Origin of the sequence: Rummeliibacillus suwonensis, assembly GCF_007896435.1 — a bacterium.
In the GTDB taxonomy this organism is placed as follows: domain Bacteria; phylum Bacillota; class Bacilli; order Bacillales_A; family Planococcaceae; genus Rummeliibacillus; species Rummeliibacillus suwonensis.
Window position 1 is genome coordinate 13,601 of the sequence record NZ_VCBL01000003.1, and the last position, 18,477, is coordinate 32,077.

General features: G+C 35.4%; 17 protein-coding genes, 1 tRNA gene, 1 rRNA gene and 1 other annotated feature. Of the genes, 5 read left to right on the forward strand and 14 right to left on the reverse strand.

Features of this window, described 5'->3' with window-relative positions; translation table 11 throughout:
- Position 1: 1 nt before the first annotated feature.
- Entirely contained in the window at positions 2 to 976 is a 975-nt protein-coding gene (locus FEU33_RS15510) for a threonine ammonia-lyase (protein ID WP_146550402.1), read from the reverse strand.
- A gap of 224 nt (positions 977 to 1,200) precedes the next feature.
- Between FEU33_RS15510 and FEU33_RS15515 the strand changes: the two genes are divergently transcribed.
- Together FEU33_RS15515 and FEU33_RS15520 are read left to right on the forward strand one after the other, a co-directional pair.
- Positions 1,201 to 1,977, forward strand: a complete 777-nt coding sequence (locus tag FEU33_RS15515; RefSeq protein ID WP_146550403.1) for a carbon-nitrogen family hydrolase — start codon at positions 1,201 to 1,203, stop codon at positions 1,975 to 1,977.
- Between the two features lie 13 nt (positions 1,978 to 1,990).
- Positions 1,991 to 2,659: a DUF2848 family protein gene (locus tag FEU33_RS15520; RefSeq protein WP_146550404.1), complete on the forward strand. Its 669-nt coding sequence runs from the start codon at positions 1,991 to 1,993 to the stop codon at positions 2,657 to 2,659.
- Between the two features lie 237 nt (positions 2,660 to 2,896).
- On the opposite strand, the gene FEU33_RS15525 is transcribed toward FEU33_RS15520, so the two are convergent.
- Positions 2,897 to 3,673, reverse strand: coding sequence for an IclR family transcriptional regulator (locus tag FEU33_RS15525; protein ID WP_146550405.1), 777 nt, complete (start codon positions 3,671 to 3,673; stop codon positions 2,897 to 2,899).
- 784 nt (positions 3,674 to 4,457) lie between these two features.
- Here FEU33_RS15525 and FEU33_RS15530 point away from each other — a divergent pair.
- Positions 4,458 to 4,550: transfer RNA gene (locus FEU33_RS15530), tRNA-Ser, on the forward strand.
- Between the two features lie 168 nt (positions 4,551 to 4,718).
- On the opposite strand, the gene FEU33_RS15535 is transcribed toward FEU33_RS15530, so the two are convergent.
- The 4 genes from FEU33_RS15535 to FEU33_RS15550 form a co-directional block, all read right to left on the reverse strand.
- Entirely contained in the window at positions 4,719 to 5,291 is a 573-nt protein-coding gene (locus FEU33_RS15535) for an LOG family protein (protein ID WP_342355271.1), read from the reverse strand.
- A 220-nt stretch (positions 5,292 to 5,511) separates the two neighbouring features.
- Complete coding sequence (locus FEU33_RS15540) at positions 5,512 to 6,183, reverse strand: deoxynucleoside kinase (RefSeq protein WP_146550406.1); 672 nt, start codon at positions 6,181 to 6,183, stop codon at positions 5,512 to 5,514.
- Positions 6,180 to 6,818 carry a deoxynucleoside kinase gene (locus FEU33_RS15545; RefSeq protein WP_146550407.1) on the reverse strand — a complete coding sequence of 213 codons (639 nt, stop codon included), beginning with the start codon at positions 6,816 to 6,818 and terminating at the stop codon, positions 6,180 to 6,182. The genes FEU33_RS15540 and FEU33_RS15545 overlap by 4 nt, the downstream gene beginning before the upstream one ends.
- 293 nt (positions 6,819 to 7,111) lie before the next feature.
- A complete protein-coding gene (locus tag FEU33_RS15550) occupies positions 7,112 to 8,257 on the reverse strand; it encodes a glycosyl hydrolase family 18 protein (protein WP_146550408.1) in 1,146 nt (381 codons plus the stop codon).
- An 89-nt stretch (positions 8,258 to 8,346) separates the two neighbouring features.
- On the opposite strand from FEU33_RS15550, the gene tadA reads away from it, so the two are divergent.
- Positions 8,347 to 8,841 (forward strand): tRNA adenosine(34) deaminase TadA, encoded by a 495-nt coding sequence (gene tadA, locus FEU33_RS15555; RefSeq protein ID WP_146550409.1) that lies wholly within the window; start codon positions 8,347 to 8,349, stop codon positions 8,839 to 8,841.
- Positions 8,842 to 9,158: 317 nt separating this feature from the next.
- Here tadA and FEU33_RS19335 read toward each other — a convergent pair whose 3' ends face one another.
- From FEU33_RS19335 to pdxS, 4 genes are all read right to left on the reverse strand, one after another.
- On the reverse strand, positions 9,159 to 9,284 hold the full coding sequence (locus FEU33_RS19335) for a hypothetical protein (RefSeq protein ID WP_280524868.1): 126 nt from the start codon (positions 9,282 to 9,284) through the stop codon (positions 9,159 to 9,161).
- Between the two features lie 126 nt (positions 9,285 to 9,410).
- Positions 9,411 to 10,697 (reverse strand): serine--tRNA ligase, encoded by a 1,287-nt coding sequence (gene serS, locus FEU33_RS15560; RefSeq protein ID WP_146550410.1) that lies wholly within the window; start codon positions 10,695 to 10,697, stop codon positions 9,411 to 9,413.
- Between the two features lie 89 nt (positions 10,698 to 10,786).
- Positions 10,787 to 11,001 (reverse strand) — a binding site (T-box leader).
- A 36-nt stretch (positions 11,002 to 11,037) separates the two neighbouring features.
- The gene (gene pdxT, locus FEU33_RS15565) at positions 11,038 to 11,625 is read right to left on the reverse strand and encodes a pyridoxal 5'-phosphate synthase glutaminase subunit PdxT (RefSeq protein WP_146550411.1); all 588 of its coding nucleotides are present in this window, start codon (positions 11,623 to 11,625) and stop codon (positions 11,038 to 11,040) included.
- Between the two features lies 1 nt (position 11,626).
- Positions 11,627 to 12,514 carry a pyridoxal 5'-phosphate synthase lyase subunit PdxS gene (gene pdxS, locus FEU33_RS15570; protein ID WP_186731454.1) on the reverse strand — a complete coding sequence of 296 codons (888 nt, stop codon included), beginning with the start codon at positions 12,512 to 12,514 and terminating at the stop codon, positions 11,627 to 11,629.
- Between the two features lie 104 nt (positions 12,515 to 12,618).
- On the opposite strand from pdxS, the gene pdxR reads away from it, so the two are divergent.
- Positions 12,619 to 14,034: a MocR-like pyridoxine biosynthesis transcription factor PdxR gene (gene pdxR, locus FEU33_RS15575; RefSeq protein ID WP_146550412.1), complete on the forward strand. Its 1,416-nt coding sequence runs from the start codon at positions 12,619 to 12,621 to the stop codon at positions 14,032 to 14,034.
- 540 nt (positions 14,035 to 14,574) lie between these two features.
- Here pdxR and FEU33_RS15580 read toward each other — a convergent pair.
- The 4 genes from FEU33_RS15580 to rrf form a co-directional block, all read right to left on the reverse strand.
- Complete coding sequence (locus FEU33_RS15580; protein WP_146550413.1) at positions 14,575 to 15,870, reverse strand: D-alanyl-D-alanine carboxypeptidase family protein; 1,296 nt, start codon at positions 15,868 to 15,870, stop codon at positions 14,575 to 14,577.
- A gap of 133 nt (positions 15,871 to 16,003) precedes the next feature.
- On the reverse strand, positions 16,004 to 17,470 hold the full coding sequence (gene guaB / locus FEU33_RS15585; protein WP_146550414.1) for an IMP dehydrogenase: 1,467 nt from the start codon (positions 17,468 to 17,470) through the stop codon (positions 16,004 to 16,006).
- Positions 17,471 to 17,573: 103 nt separating this feature from the next.
- Entirely contained in the window at positions 17,574 to 18,050 is a 477-nt protein-coding gene (locus tag FEU33_RS15590) for a glutathione peroxidase (protein WP_146550415.1), read from the reverse strand.
- Between the two features lie 205 nt (positions 18,051 to 18,255).
- A 5S ribosomal RNA gene (rrf, locus tag FEU33_RS15595) occupies positions 18,256 to 18,372 on the reverse strand.
- Positions 18,373 to 18,477: the final 105 nt, after the last annotated feature.

Genomic DNA, 18,477 nt, shown 5'->3' on the forward strand with positions numbered 1-18,477 from the left:
TTCATACACCTTCTTCTTTTTCATCTTTATATACTAATTCTAATATTTCTTTAAGATCACTATTTCCACCAGACACAATACACGCGATATTTAATTGTTCAGCTTGAAATTTTTTGAACATTACCGCAGCAATTACTGTAGCTGACGAGGGTTCTATCAATTGTTTTGTTCGTTCATATACAAATTTTAATGTCTGTTTAATTTCCAATTCAGAGACTAACACCACATCATCTAAATATTTGCTCATAATTTCAAATGTAAGATTACCTGGCTTCAAGGCACGCAATCCATCTGCAATCGTTGTAGTACTTGGAATAGATGTGATTTTTTTATTTTTGAAAGATAAATAGGTATCGTTTGCGATAGCTGGTTCTACACCAATCACTTTAATTTTTGGATTTAACGATTTCAAAGCAATTAAATTACCTGAAATTAAACCGCCACCTCCAATTGGAATCACTACAATATCAATGTTGGAAATTTGCTCCAATAATTCTAACCCGATCGTCCCTTGCCCAGCTATAATCTCTTCATCATCATAAGGAGGAATAAATTCTCCATTTCCTTGCTGTGCCAATTTTATAGCTTTTTCAATACGTTCACTAGATGTAGTTCCGCAAAATTCTATTTTTCCGTTATAGGCTCTAATAGCGTTCAATTTACACTGTTTAGCGTCTATAGGTACCACAATAGTTGATGGAATATGAAGATGTTGCGTAATATAGGCAACTGCTTGACCGTGGTTACCAGAAGAAGCCGCTGTGACAAATTTCATCGCTCGATTTTCTAAAATAGCAAGCACCTTATTACTGGCTCCACGTATTTTAAATGAACCTGTTTTTTGTAAATGCTCAGCCTTTAAATAAACATTATTACCACATGTTCGAGATAACTCCAAAGAAGTAATTATTGGTGTCTTTTTTACAATATTCCGAACTCTTTCTCTAGCTTTGGACACATCTTTTATATCAATCAAAAGTTATCATCCTCCTTTGTTTCATTTTTCGGAACTACAGTTCCTAATATTGATATTAAAATTATAATACCGTTTCTACATCCATTGCAACCTCTTTTAAAATTTTGTAAATTTAAATAACAAAATAATGTTATGTTATTTGACATGTATCAATTTATCTATTATAGTGAATGCTATTAAAAAAACTGAAGTTTCAGTAAATTTTAGAATTAGGAGGTATCACAATGAAAGTTGGGATTATACAACTAGAAATAAATGATGATGAAAGTCCAAAACAACGTCTACAAAGAGTAGATGCATTGTTAGAGAACATGAAGGTATGTGATTTAATTCTATTGCCTGAAATGTGGATGACGGGCTATTTTTCTTTCGATCATTATGTATGTGAAGCGCAATCAATTGATGGGGAATTTGTTACACACTATTCAAACATGGCTAAAAAATTAAATGCTTATCTTTACGCTGGAAGTTTTGTTGAACTGAAAGGAGAGGAATATTTTAATACAAGTGTATTTTTTGATAGAAATGGTGCATTAACTGGTGTTTATCGAAAAATACATCTATTTCGCTATGGTTCTTTGGAGGGGAAATTACTTACTCGTGGGAAAAAAACTACTGTCGTCGATACAGAATTTGGAAAAATAGGATTAGCAACTTGCTATGATTTAAGATTCCCTGAACTATTTAGAAAAGAACTAGAATTAGGTGCCCAAATCTTCTTGATTACATCCGCTTGGCCTTTATCTCGTATTGATCATTGGAAAATTTTCAATCAAGCAAGAGCGCTGGAAAATCAATGTTACTTAATCTCCTGCAATTGTGTCGGTACCACAAGGAAAGTCCAATTAGGCGGACATAGTAGTATTGTCAATCCCCTAGGAATTGTAGAAAAATATGCACAAGCAAATGAGGATATTCTATATTTTGATATAGATACATCAAAAGTTGCTCAAATACGTGAAGAATTCCCTCAAATAAAACATATTGTTCCTATTGATTAAAGAGGTGATCATAATGGAAATTAAAATTAATAACAAAACAATAGATTGGATACCTAATAAACTCCTAATCGCTGGCTTTACTGGCCGAAATCAAGAAGAAATCAAAGCACATATCCAAGAGCTAAAAGAAATTGGTATACCTGAACCAGATGAAGTACCTGCAATCTATCACTTATCTCCTTCTTTGTTAACAACCAAATCAGAAATTTTCGCAATTAATCAAGAAAGTAGTGGGGAAATCGAATACATTTTACTACATATTGGAGATGAATGGTATGTTGGGCTAGGGAGCGATCATACAGATCGTGAACTTGAAAAAGTTTCATTCGCAAAATCAAAACAAGTCTGTGCAAAGCCTATTTCAAAAGAATACTGGAATCTATCAAGTGTTTCTGAGATATGGGATACATTAAAAATAAAAAGCTGGGTAACTATTGATGGTAAAGAGGAAATTTATCAGGAAGGGACATTAGAAAACCTTCTCCACCCAACAGATTTGTTAAATATATTGACTAATAGGGGATATGATTTAGAAAATACTGTATTGTTCTGTGGCACATTACCGATCATCAATGGAGATTTTATATATGGAGATCGATTTAGGGCTGAAATAATAAATCCACAAACGAAGGAAAAAATCCATTTAGACTATCATATAACTTTCTCAAAAACACAAAAATAATTAAAAAGTAATCTTTTCCTTTTGAGCAGCCTCGTAAATATTAAATTGGTATCTAATATTTACAGAGTGCTGTTCATTTTAAAGAAAGGTTGCTTTTCCAATGATTTATTTTCTCACATATTAATGAGCAGTAAAATCCACAAGGACCCGAGTAACAAGTAAAGAACCATTGTAAATCATTTACTTGTAAAAAACTAATTGCAGCAGCAAGTATAAAGAATCCCTTTTTGGAAAGTTTTATTTTATAGAGTTAGATACTTCTTTCTTATATCCTAATTCACAAGAAATTTCCATGCCAGCAGCTACAACCTTACTAATTAAAAAATCCATATCATCTTTCAGTAGTCTTGACTCCGCACCTGCAATGCTTAAACTCGCTAATACTTTTCCTGTATGATCAAATATAGGAGCTGCAATTTCGAAAGTTTGTTCTGCAAGTTCCGAATGGCTAATCGTGTAACCATCTTTATAGGATTGAACCAGTATTTTTTTTAATTCTTCTTTATCAGTAATTGTGCCTGAACAAAAAGATTTTAGTTTTGTTTCTTCAAGATATTTTTCCTGTTCTTTTTCAGTCAAATAAGCCAAAATAATTCTAGAACACGCCCCCACATATAATGGTGAACGTCTGCCGATTCTTGTATATAGTCTAACAGGATGATTCGTATCTAATTTTTCAATATAAACAGATTCCGTACCATCTTTACTAGAAAGGTTAACAGCTTCATCAACTTCATCTCGTAATTTTTCTAATATAGGGAAAGCAATTTTTCTCAAATCTAATCTTTCTGAAACTAATTCGCCAAACTGCAAAAAGATTAAACCAAGTTTATAAAATCCATTATCATCTTTATTCAAAAATCCAATTACTTCAAGTGAAGAGACCATTCGATAAACAGATGTCTTTGGTAGATTGGTCAATTCTATCATTTGATTCAAATTTAATTTCTCATATTCTAAAAATAATTTTAAAATTGTCATTGATTTTAAAACTGTTTTATTTAGGGTATCCATTCAGTAATCTCCTTAATTTATAAAACTTTTATTCTGAAATCTATATTCGTTTTTGGATCAATTAAAAGCTCAAATATTATGTAAATATATATAAAATTTGTGTTTGATACTCTTGTACTAGATGCTAAATATAGAGAACTTTTCCTCACTTTGACCCTTACATTCTAAATCATACGTTTAGAATGTAAAATATTGATCTCTTCAAAAAAATTCTTAAAAATAATAAAATTTCGAAATTTTCTAATCTATTTGTCTTCACAAATTTCAACTTGATAAAAATGGACAATTTTGGTTGTAATAATGGATCAAACAATCTCCAATTCAAGGAAAGAAACAAAGTACTATGACTATTTTAAAACAAATGAATCTGTTTAGCATCCTATTAATTAGGTTAAATTTATGACTTCTCATTCATTCTAACTATAATTTAATATAATAAACATCCCATTAATTTTCGTTTCTTCTTAAAAAATATTACTTATCACTTTTCTCATAAACTCAATTATCATGCAATATTGTTTTCTTTATTTTACCAAAACGGTCTTTGTTTTTTTAGCATGGATTCAAAAATTATAAAAATCGAGATAAAGTTATTATAAAATTTTAATGCTAAATGATTGAAAATTGAAGTATATTCCTATAGTATCACGAATTTCCCCACAACTTATTAAACCACTCAAAAATCTTCTGTATCAAAAATAGTATAGATTTTTTATAAAAACAGTTGACGAATAAAAATAATGATGATAAAGTATAATCTGTCAGTAAAACAGAAACGCATTTTGGAGGAATACCCAAGTCTGGCTGAAGGGATCGGTCTTGAAAACCGACAGGCGGGTCAAACCGCGCGGGGGTTCGAATCCCTCTTCCTCCTCCATTTATTTTTTAAAATCTAATATCTATTGAAATCGTATTCGTTGCAAAGTTGCAACGATTTTTTTGTGTAAATTTAAATTTTAGCACAAATCATATAATTTATTTTTATTTTATTACCTGAATTTCTATATAAAAGGGAGCGACCCATTCATGATGGAATCACTCCCTTTTATATAGTCATATTCGTTGTATTTTGTTTAATGATTTGAAGCAATTCTTCAGGATTTTGAACAATGAATATTTTCTTATATTGCTCCTCTAGCATAAAACCCTCTTTTACCATAAATTCTAACTGTGATTTCAGTAATCGGTAGTATTCGTTTATATTGTATAGACATATTGGCTTTTGATGTTTCCCAATTTGGGACAGTGTCACCACATCAAAAAATTCATCCATAGTTCCTGCTCCACCTGGTAAAGCAATTAAAAAATCTGCAAGCTCAAGCATTTTGCCTTTGCGTTCATGCATTGTATTGACATGATGTAACTCTGTAATATGTTCATGAGTGACTTCTTTCCATTGCAAAAATGTTGGCATGACCCCAACAACATCTCCATTATTTGCAAGTACTGCATCCGCCACTTTTCCCATTAGTCCTTGATTAGATCCGCCATATACAATACCTATATGATGCTTAGCTAAAAAAGTGCCAAGCTCTTCTGCCTTTTCTGCATATATCGGGTTATTCCCTATTTTCGAACCACAATAAATCCCTACACGCATAATATCCTCCATATCCATTTAATTCTCCATAGTTATCCTAATACTAATGAATGCAATGACAATAATAGATTTCCCAATCTATAGGACATATAAATACTAATATGTCCTATCACTTGAATATTATTTAGTGCTGAATATTAAATGTATATGACTACCGATAACATCATTAGAACAACCAAAGATACTCGATCGTATATAGGAAATAGCCTTTCACACAAAAATACTGCTTCTTACTATTTTATCTTCGGCTTAACTGAGATTTTTGTTTCATAAAATGACCGATTTGTTTTAAAATATCTTCAATTGCCTCAGGATTCTCCAGTAAATCATAGTCATTTATATTTAAACGAAAAACTGGGCAGGCATTGAAATGATTGATCCACTCTTCATAGCGCTTATGCATTTCATACCAATATTCTTTATCTATTTGTTGTTCCATTGAACGCCCACGTTCTGCAATGCGACCAATTATATCCTCAGCTGGACCTTCCAGATAAATCAGTAAATCTGGATGTGGAAAATAGGGTGTCATGACCATTGCATCGAATAAATTTGTATAAGTTTCATAATCAATAGCACTCATTGTTCCTTTATCGTAATGCATTTTAGCAAAAATACCTGTATCCTCATAAATAGAACGATCTTGGATAAAGCCTCCACCATATTCAAAAATACGTTTTTGTTCCTTAAAACGTTCAGCAAGAAAATAAATTTGCAAGTGAAAGCTCCATTTACTAAAATCATCATAGAATTTATCTAAATACGGATTTGCATCTACTTTCTCAAATGATGTACGAAAGTTTAATGCTTTTGCTAGCGCATTGGTCATTGTAGATTTTCCTACACCCACTGTTCCTGCAATGGTGATAATAGCATTTGATGGAATGCCATATTTTTCTCTTAAATTCATGCCTTAAAGCCCCTTTTTTCTAACGTTTCTTCTACTGCATACAAGACTTTCTGTAAATCTGTTGCGCGATGTACAAAGTCTAACTCATCACCATTAATATGAATAACAGGAATATCTGGATTTTTGTCTTCAAAAACATGAATGAATTCATGATAATCTGCCACTAATTGTTCTATATAACTTTTAGAGATGGCTTTTTCAAATTCCCGACCTCTCATCGTGATCCTCTTCATCAATGTATCTACACTTGCATATAAATAAACGACTATATTAGGTCTAATCATATCCTTGGTTAAAATCTGATAAATTTCTACGTATTTATAAAACTCTGATGGCTGTAATGTACGTTTAGCAAAAATCAAGTTTTTAAAGATGTGATAATCAGCTACTACTGGTTGGTCATTAGCTAACATATTTCTTTCAATATCGTTTAATTGTTTATAACGATTGCATAAGAAGAACATTTCTGTTTGGAAACTCCATTCATCGATATCTTCATAAAACTTATCCAAAAATGGGTTTTCATCTACAATTTCCTTCAATAAATGCAAATCAAAAGTTTCGGAAATTATTTTAGAAAGCGACGTTTTTCCAGCACCAATAGGTCCTTCTATTGTCATAAACGGAACAGGCATCAGAAGTTTCCCCCTCGTTTATTTTTAATCAATGACTATAATTCTATCACAGTAGAAAAGTGATAGACAGCAGAAAAACCTTTCGATGATTAGCACTTCTATAACGACAGCATCTATCAAAAAATTTGTTCTAAAAGGAAACTTTCGTGAGCAATTGATTCCAACCTATACATAAATTGCTTTTCGTTCCGAGTGGAGAGCTACAAACGCTAATAATGATTTTTCCCATATTTTTCTCCACAAAAACAAAAAGCCTTGATGATAACTTATCAAGACTCTTTCATACTTTAAAATTATAGGATATGTTCCACATGAAACATTTGTTGTAAGAGTGCCCAATTTTGTGGGAATGAAAAACCCAGATGCCAGTAAGCAATACCCTTTAAGCCTAATTCTTGTATCAATTTAAATTTTGCTTCAATTGATCTTGCATCTTCAAACCAAACAACATGTTCAACACCATCTTTCCAATAATGAAAATATGGAGCTTGCGCAATTTCATCGTATGAGATCGCAGCATTATTTTGTTTAGCAAGTTCGATCGCATATTGCGGGCTAACTCCGATTGCATTGGGGTTACTTTCTTTGTAGGGCAATCTCCAATCATAGCCGTATAAGTTTTGTCCCATCATGACCTTTGAAGCTGGTATCTCCGTAATCGCATATTCCAATACTTGCCTTACTGGGCCAATTGGTGATACAGCCATTGGCGGACCACCACTATATCCCCATTCATATGTCATCACCACAACAAAGTCTACAGCTTCTCCAATGCCTTTATAATCATGCCCTTCATACCATTTTCCAGGTTGGTCGGCACTTGTTTTCGGAGCAAGTGCCGCGGATACTGTTAAGCCTTCTGGATGCGCCTTTGAAACCAGTTTCTTTAAAAACTCTACATACCGCTCTTTATCTTCTGGAGGCAAATATTCAAAATCCACATGAATATCCTTTGCCCCATGTTTTTTTGCCTCTTGTATAGCTGCTCCGATAATTAAATCTTGCAGATTGGCATCCATAAAAATTTCGTGCGCTAGCGTATCACTAAAAGCACCATTTTCAATATTCGTCAATACAACTGCGGAAGCCGTTCTATTTGCTGTTGCTATTTCTCCTAAATCTCCCCAATTGAGAGGGGTCAATGTCCCATCCCTTTTTACTTCATATGCAAACGGCATCATATAAGTAAGCAAGGGAGCTCTTTTGGTTAATTCTTGAGAAAGACGTGGCGGCACATTATCTGTATACCATTCTGCATATGCGTTAGTACTGATTGTTGGGCGATTTGGATTTGGCGTTTCAGGTAAAACAAGCGTTTGTCCTACAACTAATACATCTGGATTTAACAGTTCATTTAGTGCGACAATGGTTGCACTTGTTGTATGATGATCTCTTGCAATTTTATATAAACTATCTCCTTGTTTTACAACATATATCAAAGAAATCCTCCTCTATTTCTTCATGATGACTAATCATATGCTGTTAACTTGTAAATCATGCTAAACTATTTGACAAGGAGAGTGTCTAAATGAACAAAGATCATCAATTTATGCAACTTGCACTTGAAGAAGCAAAATATGCTGCTACACTTGGAGAAGTTCCTATTGGTGCAATTATTGTCTATCAAGATCGTGTAATCGCCCGTGCCTATAATTTGCGCGAAACTTCTCAAAATGCGATCACTCACGCAGAACTTATGGCTATTCAGCATGCCTGTGATGTGATAGGAAGCTGGCGTTTAGAGGAAACAACGCTATATGTGACGTTAGAGCCTTGTCCCATGTGCGCGGGTGCTATTTTACAATCCCGTATTCCACGCGTGGTTTATGGTGCCCGTGATCGCAAAGCTGGCTGTGTAGACTCACTCTATCATCTCTTGAATGACAGTCGCTTCAATCATGAATGCGAGGTAACAGAAGGGGTTATGGCAGAAGAATGTAGTGCCCTGCTAACTAATTTTTTTAAAACATTACGTATACGGAAAAAAGAAGAAAAAAAGATCCGTAAACTTCGTGAAAAATAATTTAAAAAATATATATCAGGCGTGTTGATTATCTACACGAAATATAGTTTAATTGCTGATTTTTTACGTTTATGCTGCCACATTTATTCTGATTTCTCCCTAATCAACACGCCTGTAAAAATACAGGAACCTTCTTTCATAGAACAAAAGAACAAATCATATGAGATGAGAAAAAAATACATTTTTGTACATTTAACCATAAAAAAATACTAAGCTTACCAAAAATCATTTAGCTGCATACAGTCCTTTGCTTTTTCGTATGATTAAGATAAAATTCTATTCTATGTCCAACCTCGTTAAATAAAGTGAAGCTTCCATCATTGGGGGTTTTCTTCATCCCCCAATGAACTAGAGGAACTCAGGTTAAAAGCGCCACGTCCTGTGCCACCTGAGAGACCACCATCTTGTTGGTTCAAACTAATCGGACGAATGCGGCAGTTCATCCCCCATCTTTCTTTCTCTTTTCCCTCTAAATCTTGAAATGGGGGTCTTACTGCCCGTTAAAGCGGGATAAAAAAAGACTATCATAAGATGATTCGCTTATGATAGTCTTAGCCTTTTCTTGCCTATTATTTAGCAGGGGCTTGAATCACTTCAACGCCGCCCATATACGGTACTAATACTTGAGGAATTTTCACGCTTCCATCAGCTTGTTGATAATTTTCTAAAATAGCAGCTACAGTACGACCGATAGCAAGACCTGATCCATTTAATGTGTGTACATACTCAGGTTTTGCACCCGGTTCACGGCGGAAACGAATATTCGCGCGACGAGCTTGGAAATCTTCAAAGTTAGAACAAGAAGAAATTTCTCGATACATATTTTGCGCTGGGATCCAAACTTCTAAATCATATTTCTTAGCTGCTGTAAATCCAAGATCTGCTGTACACATTTTGATCTTGCGATAAGGTAAGTTTAATAATTGAAGGACCTCTTCAGCATGTCCCGTTAGTTTTTCTAATTCATCATAAGAATCTTCCGGTTTTACAAAACGTACTAACTCTACTTTATTAAATTGATGTTGACGGATTAACCCACGTGTATCGCGCCCTGCAGAACCTGCTTCTGAACGGAAACATGCACTAAATGCCGTAAAAGCTTGAGGTAGTTTTGCTCCATCAATTATTTCGTCACGATAATAGTTTGTTACTGGTACTTCAGCAGTTGGGATTAAAAAATAATCTGGTTTTTCAACTAAAAATGCATCTTCCGCAAATTTTGGAAGTTGACCAGTACCCGTTAAGCTAGCGCGGTTTGCCATGTATGGAGGAAGCATTTCTTCGTAGCCGTGTTTGTCAGCGTGCAAATCCATCATAAAGTTCCAAAGTGCACGTTCAAGACGGGCGCCTAAACCATGATAAAAGACAAATCGGCTACCAGTCACTTTACCAGCACGTTCAAAATCAATAATGTCAAGATCTGTGCCAAGATCCCAATGTGGTTTAATATCAAAGTCAAATGTTGGAACTTCTCCCCATTTGTATACTTCTTCGTTGTCATCTTCTGAATCTCCAACAGGGACGCTTTCATGTGGGATATTTGGTAAACGCATCATCATATCCTTGAATTTAGCTTCAACATCATTTAACTCAGTATCTAGTTGTTTGATCTCATCGCCAACTTCACGCATATGAGCGATTTCTGCATCTGCATTTTCCTTATTTCTTTTCTTTTGGGCAATTGCTTCAGAAGCTTTGTTACGTTCTGCCTTCAATACTTCCGTTTTAGCAATCAAATCACGGCGTTGTTGATCCCATTCTTCAAAGTGATCAATTGTGCCAAGATCTTCATTACGATGTGCGAGTTTTTCTTTTATTTCTGTAAAGTTTGCACGGACACGTTTAATGTCTAACATAATCAATTCCTCCGATTGTATATTCGATTTTAGAAAAGTAGTTTCTTATTAAAATAGGAAAGTAGACGCAAAAAAACTCTCATCCCCTTAAAAGGGACGAGAGCATACCCGCGTTACCACCCTAATTGAATAGACAATTGTCTAATCCACTTGTTTCATAACGGCTTTAAAAACCGGCTCCAACTTACTATACGTTCAGCTGAGCAACTCCAGGACGGATTCACAAGCGTCTTTATCGCCTTCCACCAACCGACGACTCTCTAAAAAAAACGTATTTGCTACTACTTCCTATCATCGTGTTAAATTATAAGTTATCCTTACTTTACAATACATTCTGGAGTTACGCAAGTATTGAGCGCTTACTTTCCTTCACCATATGAACAAAATATCCCATAATACGAGTATCTTCTGTTAGTTCTGGATGAAAAGAACATCCTAGGAATTGACCATCTCGTGCAAGTACTATTCGCCCATCATACTTGCCTAAAACATCTACATTTTCACCAACATTTACAATATGAGGTGCACGGATAAAAACTGCTGGAAAATTAGAACCAATATCCTTTAAATCGAGCAATGCTTCAAAGCTATCGATTTGTCGTCCAAACGAGTTTCGTTTCACTTCTATATCCATCACACCAATATGAGGTTCACCATCAACAAGCTTCTTTGCAAGGAGAATTAATCCTGCACATGTTCCAAACATCGGTTTACCAGTTGAAGCAAAAATACGCAACGCCTGCATCATATCATATCGGTCAATTAGCTTTCGCATTGTTGTGCTTTCCCCACCAGGCAGAATTAGACCATCTAAGTCTTGTAATTCATCCTTATGTTTCACTGATACAGCTTTTGCCCCTACTGCTTCTATTGCCTTTATATGCTCACGAACAGCTCCCTGTAATGCCAAGACACCGATTCTTACCATACTACCATCCTCGATCCTGCATACGGTCTTGCGGTGCGAGTTTTGAAATATCGATCCCTTTCATCGGTATTCCCAACCCTTTAGACACTTTAGCAATCAGGTTATAATCTTGATAATTTGTTGTTGCTTCAACAATAGCGCGAGCAAATTGTTCCGGATTTTCAGATTTAAAAATACCTGAGCCTACAAATACGCCGTCAGCCCCCAATTCCATCATCAATGCGGCATCAGCTGGTGTCGCAACACCGCCTGCAGCAAAATTAACAACTGGTAAATGGCCAAGACGATTGATTTCAAGCAATACATCAAAAGGTGCTCCTAGGTTTTTGGCCTCCGTCATTAGTTCATCTCTTGTCATATGAGCGACTTTTCGTACTTGTGCATTCACTTTGCGTATATGTCTTACGGCTTCAACGATATTGCCAGTTCCAGGTTCACCCTTTGTACGTAGCATGGATGCCCCTTCTCCTATACGTCGTGCTGCTTCTCCTAAATCCCGACAGCCACAAACAAATGGTACAGTATAGTCACTTTTTAATAAGTGAAATTCCTCATCTGCTGGTGTTAATACTTCACTTTCATCTATGTAATCAACACCCATTGCTTCAAGCACACGAGCCTCAACGATATGCCCTATACGTGCTTTTGCCATCACTGGAATAGACACAGCCTCCATGACCTCTTCTACTATACGTGGATCTGCCATGCGAGCAACACCGCCTGCAGCACGAATATCAGATGGTACGCGTTCTAATGCCATTACCGCAACAGCACCCGCAGCTTCGGCAATTTTTGCCTGTTCTGCATTAATCACGTCCATAATGACGCCACCCTTTTGCATTTCCGCCATGCCTCTTTTAACTCGTTCAGTACCTGTATGAATAACCATTTCTTTCCCTCCTAAAAACTAGTATGATGTTAGTATAAAGAAAATTGACCATATAAAAAGATTCAGTTATTCACTTTTTTGGATGGTCAGTTAGGAGCGATACAATGGATATGCTAATGATTCAATTAGAAAAAGATTCAAAAATCCCTCTTTATGAACAACTCTACGAAGAAATCAAGAAAGGAATTATTGAAGGAACAATAGCCGTTCATACAAAACTTCCTTCAAAAAGAAAGCTTTCGGAATTTTTATCCATTAGCCAAACAACGGTGGAACTTGCCTATGCACAATTAATAGCAGAGGGCTATATTACTTCTAAATCGCGTGTCGGCTTTTTTGTAGAGGCAATTGAGGAACTCGCTTATGTAGAAAAAACACTTCCTCATCATGCCATAAAAAAAGCTTTAAACCCCCAAATTTTAATCGATTTTAATCCTGGAAAAATTGATACATCGTCTTTTCCATTTACGACTTGGCGCAAATATGCTAAAGAAGCCATTGACTATCATGAAAAAGATCTGTTGTTAACAGGCACCCCTCAAGGTGAACTTGGATTACGTGAACAAATTGCAAACTATCTATATCAATCCAGAGGGGTCCTATGTTCACCTGAACAAATTGTCATAGGTTCTGGTACCGAACAGCTTCTGCCTATGATCATGAAGCTTTTAGGGGAAGAAAATCAATATGCTATTGAAAACCCTGGCTATACACAAACTCATCATATTTTCAGCCAATATAATCAACAGGTAATCCCTATTAATGTTGATGAAGATGGCATGCAAATTCAGGAATTGGAACACTCAAGTGCTAATATCGCTTATGTTACTCCATCTCATCAATTTCCAACGGGGGCAGTCCTTTCTGCATCACGCCGGGCGCAACTATTAAATTGGGCGGCACAAGATGAGCAAAGATTTATTATTGAAGATGATTACGATAGTGAATTCCGTTATATTGGTAAACCCATTGCCTCCTTACAGGGAATGGATCATCGAGATAAAGTTATTTATATTAGTACATTTTCTAAATCACTAATGCCTTCTTTGCGCATCGCCTATTTTGTATTACCAGAAAAATTATTATCTCGATATTATAATATGTTCACATACTATACATCCACTGTCCCTCGTTTCGAACAACATATTTTAGCTCAATTTATGAGGGACGGTTATTTTTCCAAGCATTTAAACCGTATGCGAAAAATTTACCGAAAAAAATTGGAAAAACTAACACATGCACTTATGCCTTATGCTCCAACAGTGACGATTTCTGGTGAACAAGCTGGCATGCACGTAGTATTGACTGTAAAACATGAAATGAATGCTTCAACATTAAGTAATATTGCATTACAACATGGAATAAGGATTACACCCATAAAGGAATATATGCTCGCACCTACCATTCAAAATCGAGAAGATCAATTTTTACTTGGCTTTGGAGGATTAGAAGAAAACGACATCTTAAATAATATCCAAAAGTTAATGGATTGCTGGAATATACAAAACACTTTCAGATAAAGTTCAGTGGGGGTTTTCTTCATCCCCCGCTGAACTAAAGGAACGGAAGTGAAAAGCGCCACGTCCTGTGGCAACACCTGAGTGACCAACATCTTGCCGGTCCAAACCAATCGGGCGCATGTGGCAGTTCATCCCCCATCTATCTTTCTCGTTTCTCGCTAAACCTATGGTGGGGATCTTACTGCCTGTTAACACATGATAAAATTGGCTTTAAATAGATCAACATTACTTCTATAACACCAGCAACAACCATACAATCATATGAAACTCTATGCAGTAGTAGGACGATGCTTTTTCACCCCCTACTGTATAATGCTAGTCAAACTGATCTAATTATTCCTTACTTGGCTTGTCTCTGCTTTTTTGCGTAAAAACTTGTAGATGTATAGATTGGGAGTAATCGCTCATGAAAAGTAGTAGAAATTTTACAGAAGGTTCATATAGGATCAACATTTTTCAAAGAGCAGCAAGTTTTAAGTACTTTAAATGAAAAAAGGACTGACCATTACATCATGATCAATCCTTTTGAATGCTATATTTTTAAAATAAATTAGCAAAAAATTTACCAATTTTTTTAAATGTCAAAGAGAACCAGCCTGCTTTCTCAGCAGTTGCTGTAGTTACAACATCCGCACCACTTGCAGAACTGTCAATAAATCCATAATCCTTACTAGATTTTTTATCGATTTCAACATGACCTACAACAGTTCCCTTTTTGGCAGGTGCATTTAATGTTTTTTTAGTTAACACAAGTTTTGCTTGATAATCATCGACTTCACTTGTTTTTACCATCATAGAGATATCATCTTTTGTAGCAATTTTAACGTTTTTTTCTTTTCCATCTTTTACTGGTATTGATTTTTGGCTTTTAAAGGTATAACCTGCAGGCACAATTTTTTCTGTTGTAAATTGGCCAAAACCATAGTCAAATAATGTACGGGCAGCATTAAAACGTGCCATATGTTCTGCACCCTCTGCATGCATGACAACAGCGATTAATCGTGTATCATTGCGCTTTGCCGTACCTGTAAAACATTGACCAGCATAATCTGTTGTGCCTGTTTTAAGTCCATCGACTCCCTTATATTCTGCGACAAGACCTGGTAGCATAAAGTTCCAGTTATCCATTTTAATCGCATCATCTGTACCTTCACGGAATGTCTTTCTAGAAATACTTGAAGTTTTCAATACTTCAGGATGATCTTTCAATAAATGATAGGCAAGGCGTGCTACAGATTTTGCTGGTAATTTGTTTTCATCACTAGCTGACGTACCTTTTGGTTGCATTCCTTGTAATTGTGCATTATTAAGTCCTGTAGCATTTACAAAGTGATAATCTTCTAAGCCTAATTCTTTTGCTTTTTTGTTCATTAATGTTAGGAATTCTGTTTCAGATCCTGCGATTGTTTCGGCAATTGCGATGGTAGCAGCATTAGCTGAGTAAATAGCCATTGCTTCATATAATTCTTTTATTGTATATTCGCCATCTGCACGTAATGGAACATTACTTAATGCACGATCTTGTGAAATTTTGTAAGCATATTCTGATACTTTATATTTTTGATCCCATTTGATTTTTCCATCATTAATGGCGTCTAACAAAATATACTCTGTCAGCATTTTAGTCATACTAGCAATTCCAAGTGGTTGATCAGCATTTTTTTCATACAAAATTTTACCTGAATCAGCATCGATTAAAATAGCTCCTTTTACAGGTAAGCCTAAATTATCTGCAGCACTTGCTGTGTTGCCTGCTGGTAATATGGCCAACATACTGAACATAAGAACAGCAGCTATCATGATGCTAAAAATTTTATTTTTTCTTGATGTTTTCACCCATTCTACCTCCATTTATGTATAGACTTATCTCGCTCATTTTAACATACAATCATAGATTTCAACCATTAGATATTAAAAACACCCTTTCCGCTTCATAAATAATCACGAAAAGGGTGCTAAAGATATATTCTTATGCTAGTGAATAGTTTGGTGCTTCTTTCGTAATTTGTACATCATGTGGATGACTTTCCTTTAATCCAGCGCCAGTCATTCGAACAAACTGTGAATTTTCACGTAAATCATGGAGATCCTTCGTTCCACAATACCCCATACCTGCACGAACACCACCAAGTAATTGATGAATGGTGTCAGCTAGAGGGCCTTTATATGGTAGACGACCTTCAATACCTTCTGGAACAAGTTTTTTTGCATCTTCTTGGAAGTAACGATCTTTTGAACCATTTTCCATTGCTGCAACAGAACCCATTCCACGATACACTTTGAAGCGACGTCCTTGGAAGATTTCAGTTTCTCCAGGTGATTCAGAAGTCCCCGCTAGCAAGCTACCTAACATAACGGCATGTCCACCGGCTGCCAATGCTTTAACAATATCACCTGAATATTTAATACCACCATCAGCAATGATTGTTTTTCCTTGGCGACGAGCTTCTGTAGCACAATCATAGACAGCTGTAATTTGCGGTACACCGACACCAGCTACAACACGAGTAGTACAAATAGATCCTGGTCCAATACCAACTTTTACGACATCTGCACCGGCTTCGTATAGAGCCTTAGTAGCTTCAGCAGTTGCTACATTACCTGCAATAATGGTTAGATCAGGGTATGCTGCTCGAATATTCTTCACTTGCTCTAGTACGCCTTGTGAATGACCATGAGCTGTATCAATAACGATCACGTCAACTTGTGCTTCAACTAATTTTTTTATACGAAGCATTGAATCCTTTGTTACACCTACAGCGGCACCAACAAGTAGTCGCCCATGTTCATCTTTTGCAGCATTTGGGTATTCCATCACTTTCTCAATATCCTTAATAGTGATTAATCCTGTCAAAACTCCATTTTCGTCAACGATAGGAAGTTTTTCTATTTTGTATTGTTGCAACATTTTTTCTGCTTCGTCTAGTGTAGTGCCAACAGGAGCTGTGATTAAATCTTCTTTTGTCATGACATCATCAATTTTAGTAGAATAATCTTGGACAAAACGTAAATCACGGTTTGTAATAATCCCTACTAATTTACGATCTTCCACATTGTTAACAATTGGAACACCTGAAATACGATATTTTCCCATTAAATGCTCTGCGTCAAATACTTGGTGAGAAGGTGTTAAGAAAAACGGATTCGTAATTACACCATTTTCAGATCGTTTAACTTTTTCAACTTGTTCAGCTTGTTCTTCAATGCTCATGTTTTTATGAATAATGCCTAGACCACCTTGACGAGCCATTGCTATAGCCATTGATGCTTCTGTGACTGTATCCATACCAGCACTAACAATAGGAATATTTAATTTAATTTTTGGCGTTAAACTGACAGATAAGTCTACTTCTTTCGGCAATACTTCAGAATGTGCTGGTACAAGCAATACATCATCAAATGTTAAACCTTCTTTGGCAAATTTCGTTTCCCACATTTCTTGAACTCCTCCTATAAAAAATATATTAATTGTAAGATTAACAACGTAAGTGTTTACTTGTCAAGGAATCTAAAATAAATAAGATTATTTAGATTTTTCTTTATAATAAGTTTTTAATATCATTTTCTATTTTTGAAGGTGAAGTTTGTGGAGCATATCGATCTATAACATGCCCGTTTTTATCAATCAAGAACTTAGTAAAATTCCATTTAATGTTTTCTGTTAGTAATCCTTTCTTTTCTGAAACAAGAAATTTAAACAGTGGTGATGCGTTTTCACCCTTAACATCTATCTTTGCAAACATTGGAAATTGAACATTATAATTCAATTGACAATAAGCTAAGGTTTCATCAATATTAGCAAATTCCTGATTATTAAATTGGCTACATGGAAATCCTAAAATTGTAAATCCCTGATCTTTATACTTCTCGTATAACTCTTGTAATTCTTTAAATTGTGGTGTAAAGCCGCATTTACTTGCTGTATTGACAATCAACAGTGGATGTCCTTTAAAATCCTGCAAACTTTGTTGTTCTCCATCAGTCTTTTCTACGGTAAAATCATAAATATTCGTCATTTCAATTCCTCCCTGTAGCTTTTATTCTATTATTTATAACTGTATTCCTTTAAATCTTTTCTCACAACAAATAGAATGCTTAATTAAGCTTTTTGACAAGATTTCATCATAATTCAAGGGTAACTAATCATAATTTCAAAAAAGAAAAGCACAATCCTGGAAAATGAAAAAAGCACAGTTGAATAATCAACTGTGCTTTATGTATGCCTAGCAACGTCCTACTCTCGCAGGGGGACAGCCCCCAACTACCATTGGCGCTCAAGAGCTTAACTTCTGTGTTCGGCATGGGAACAGGTGTGACCTCTTGGCCATCATTACTAGACTCTATGATTTGAAAGACAAGAATGTTCTGTCGCTTTTTCTAGAAAAGCCGATTCTTTAACATCTTTTCTTGTTCTTTCAAAACTGGATAAACTTCATTGAATTT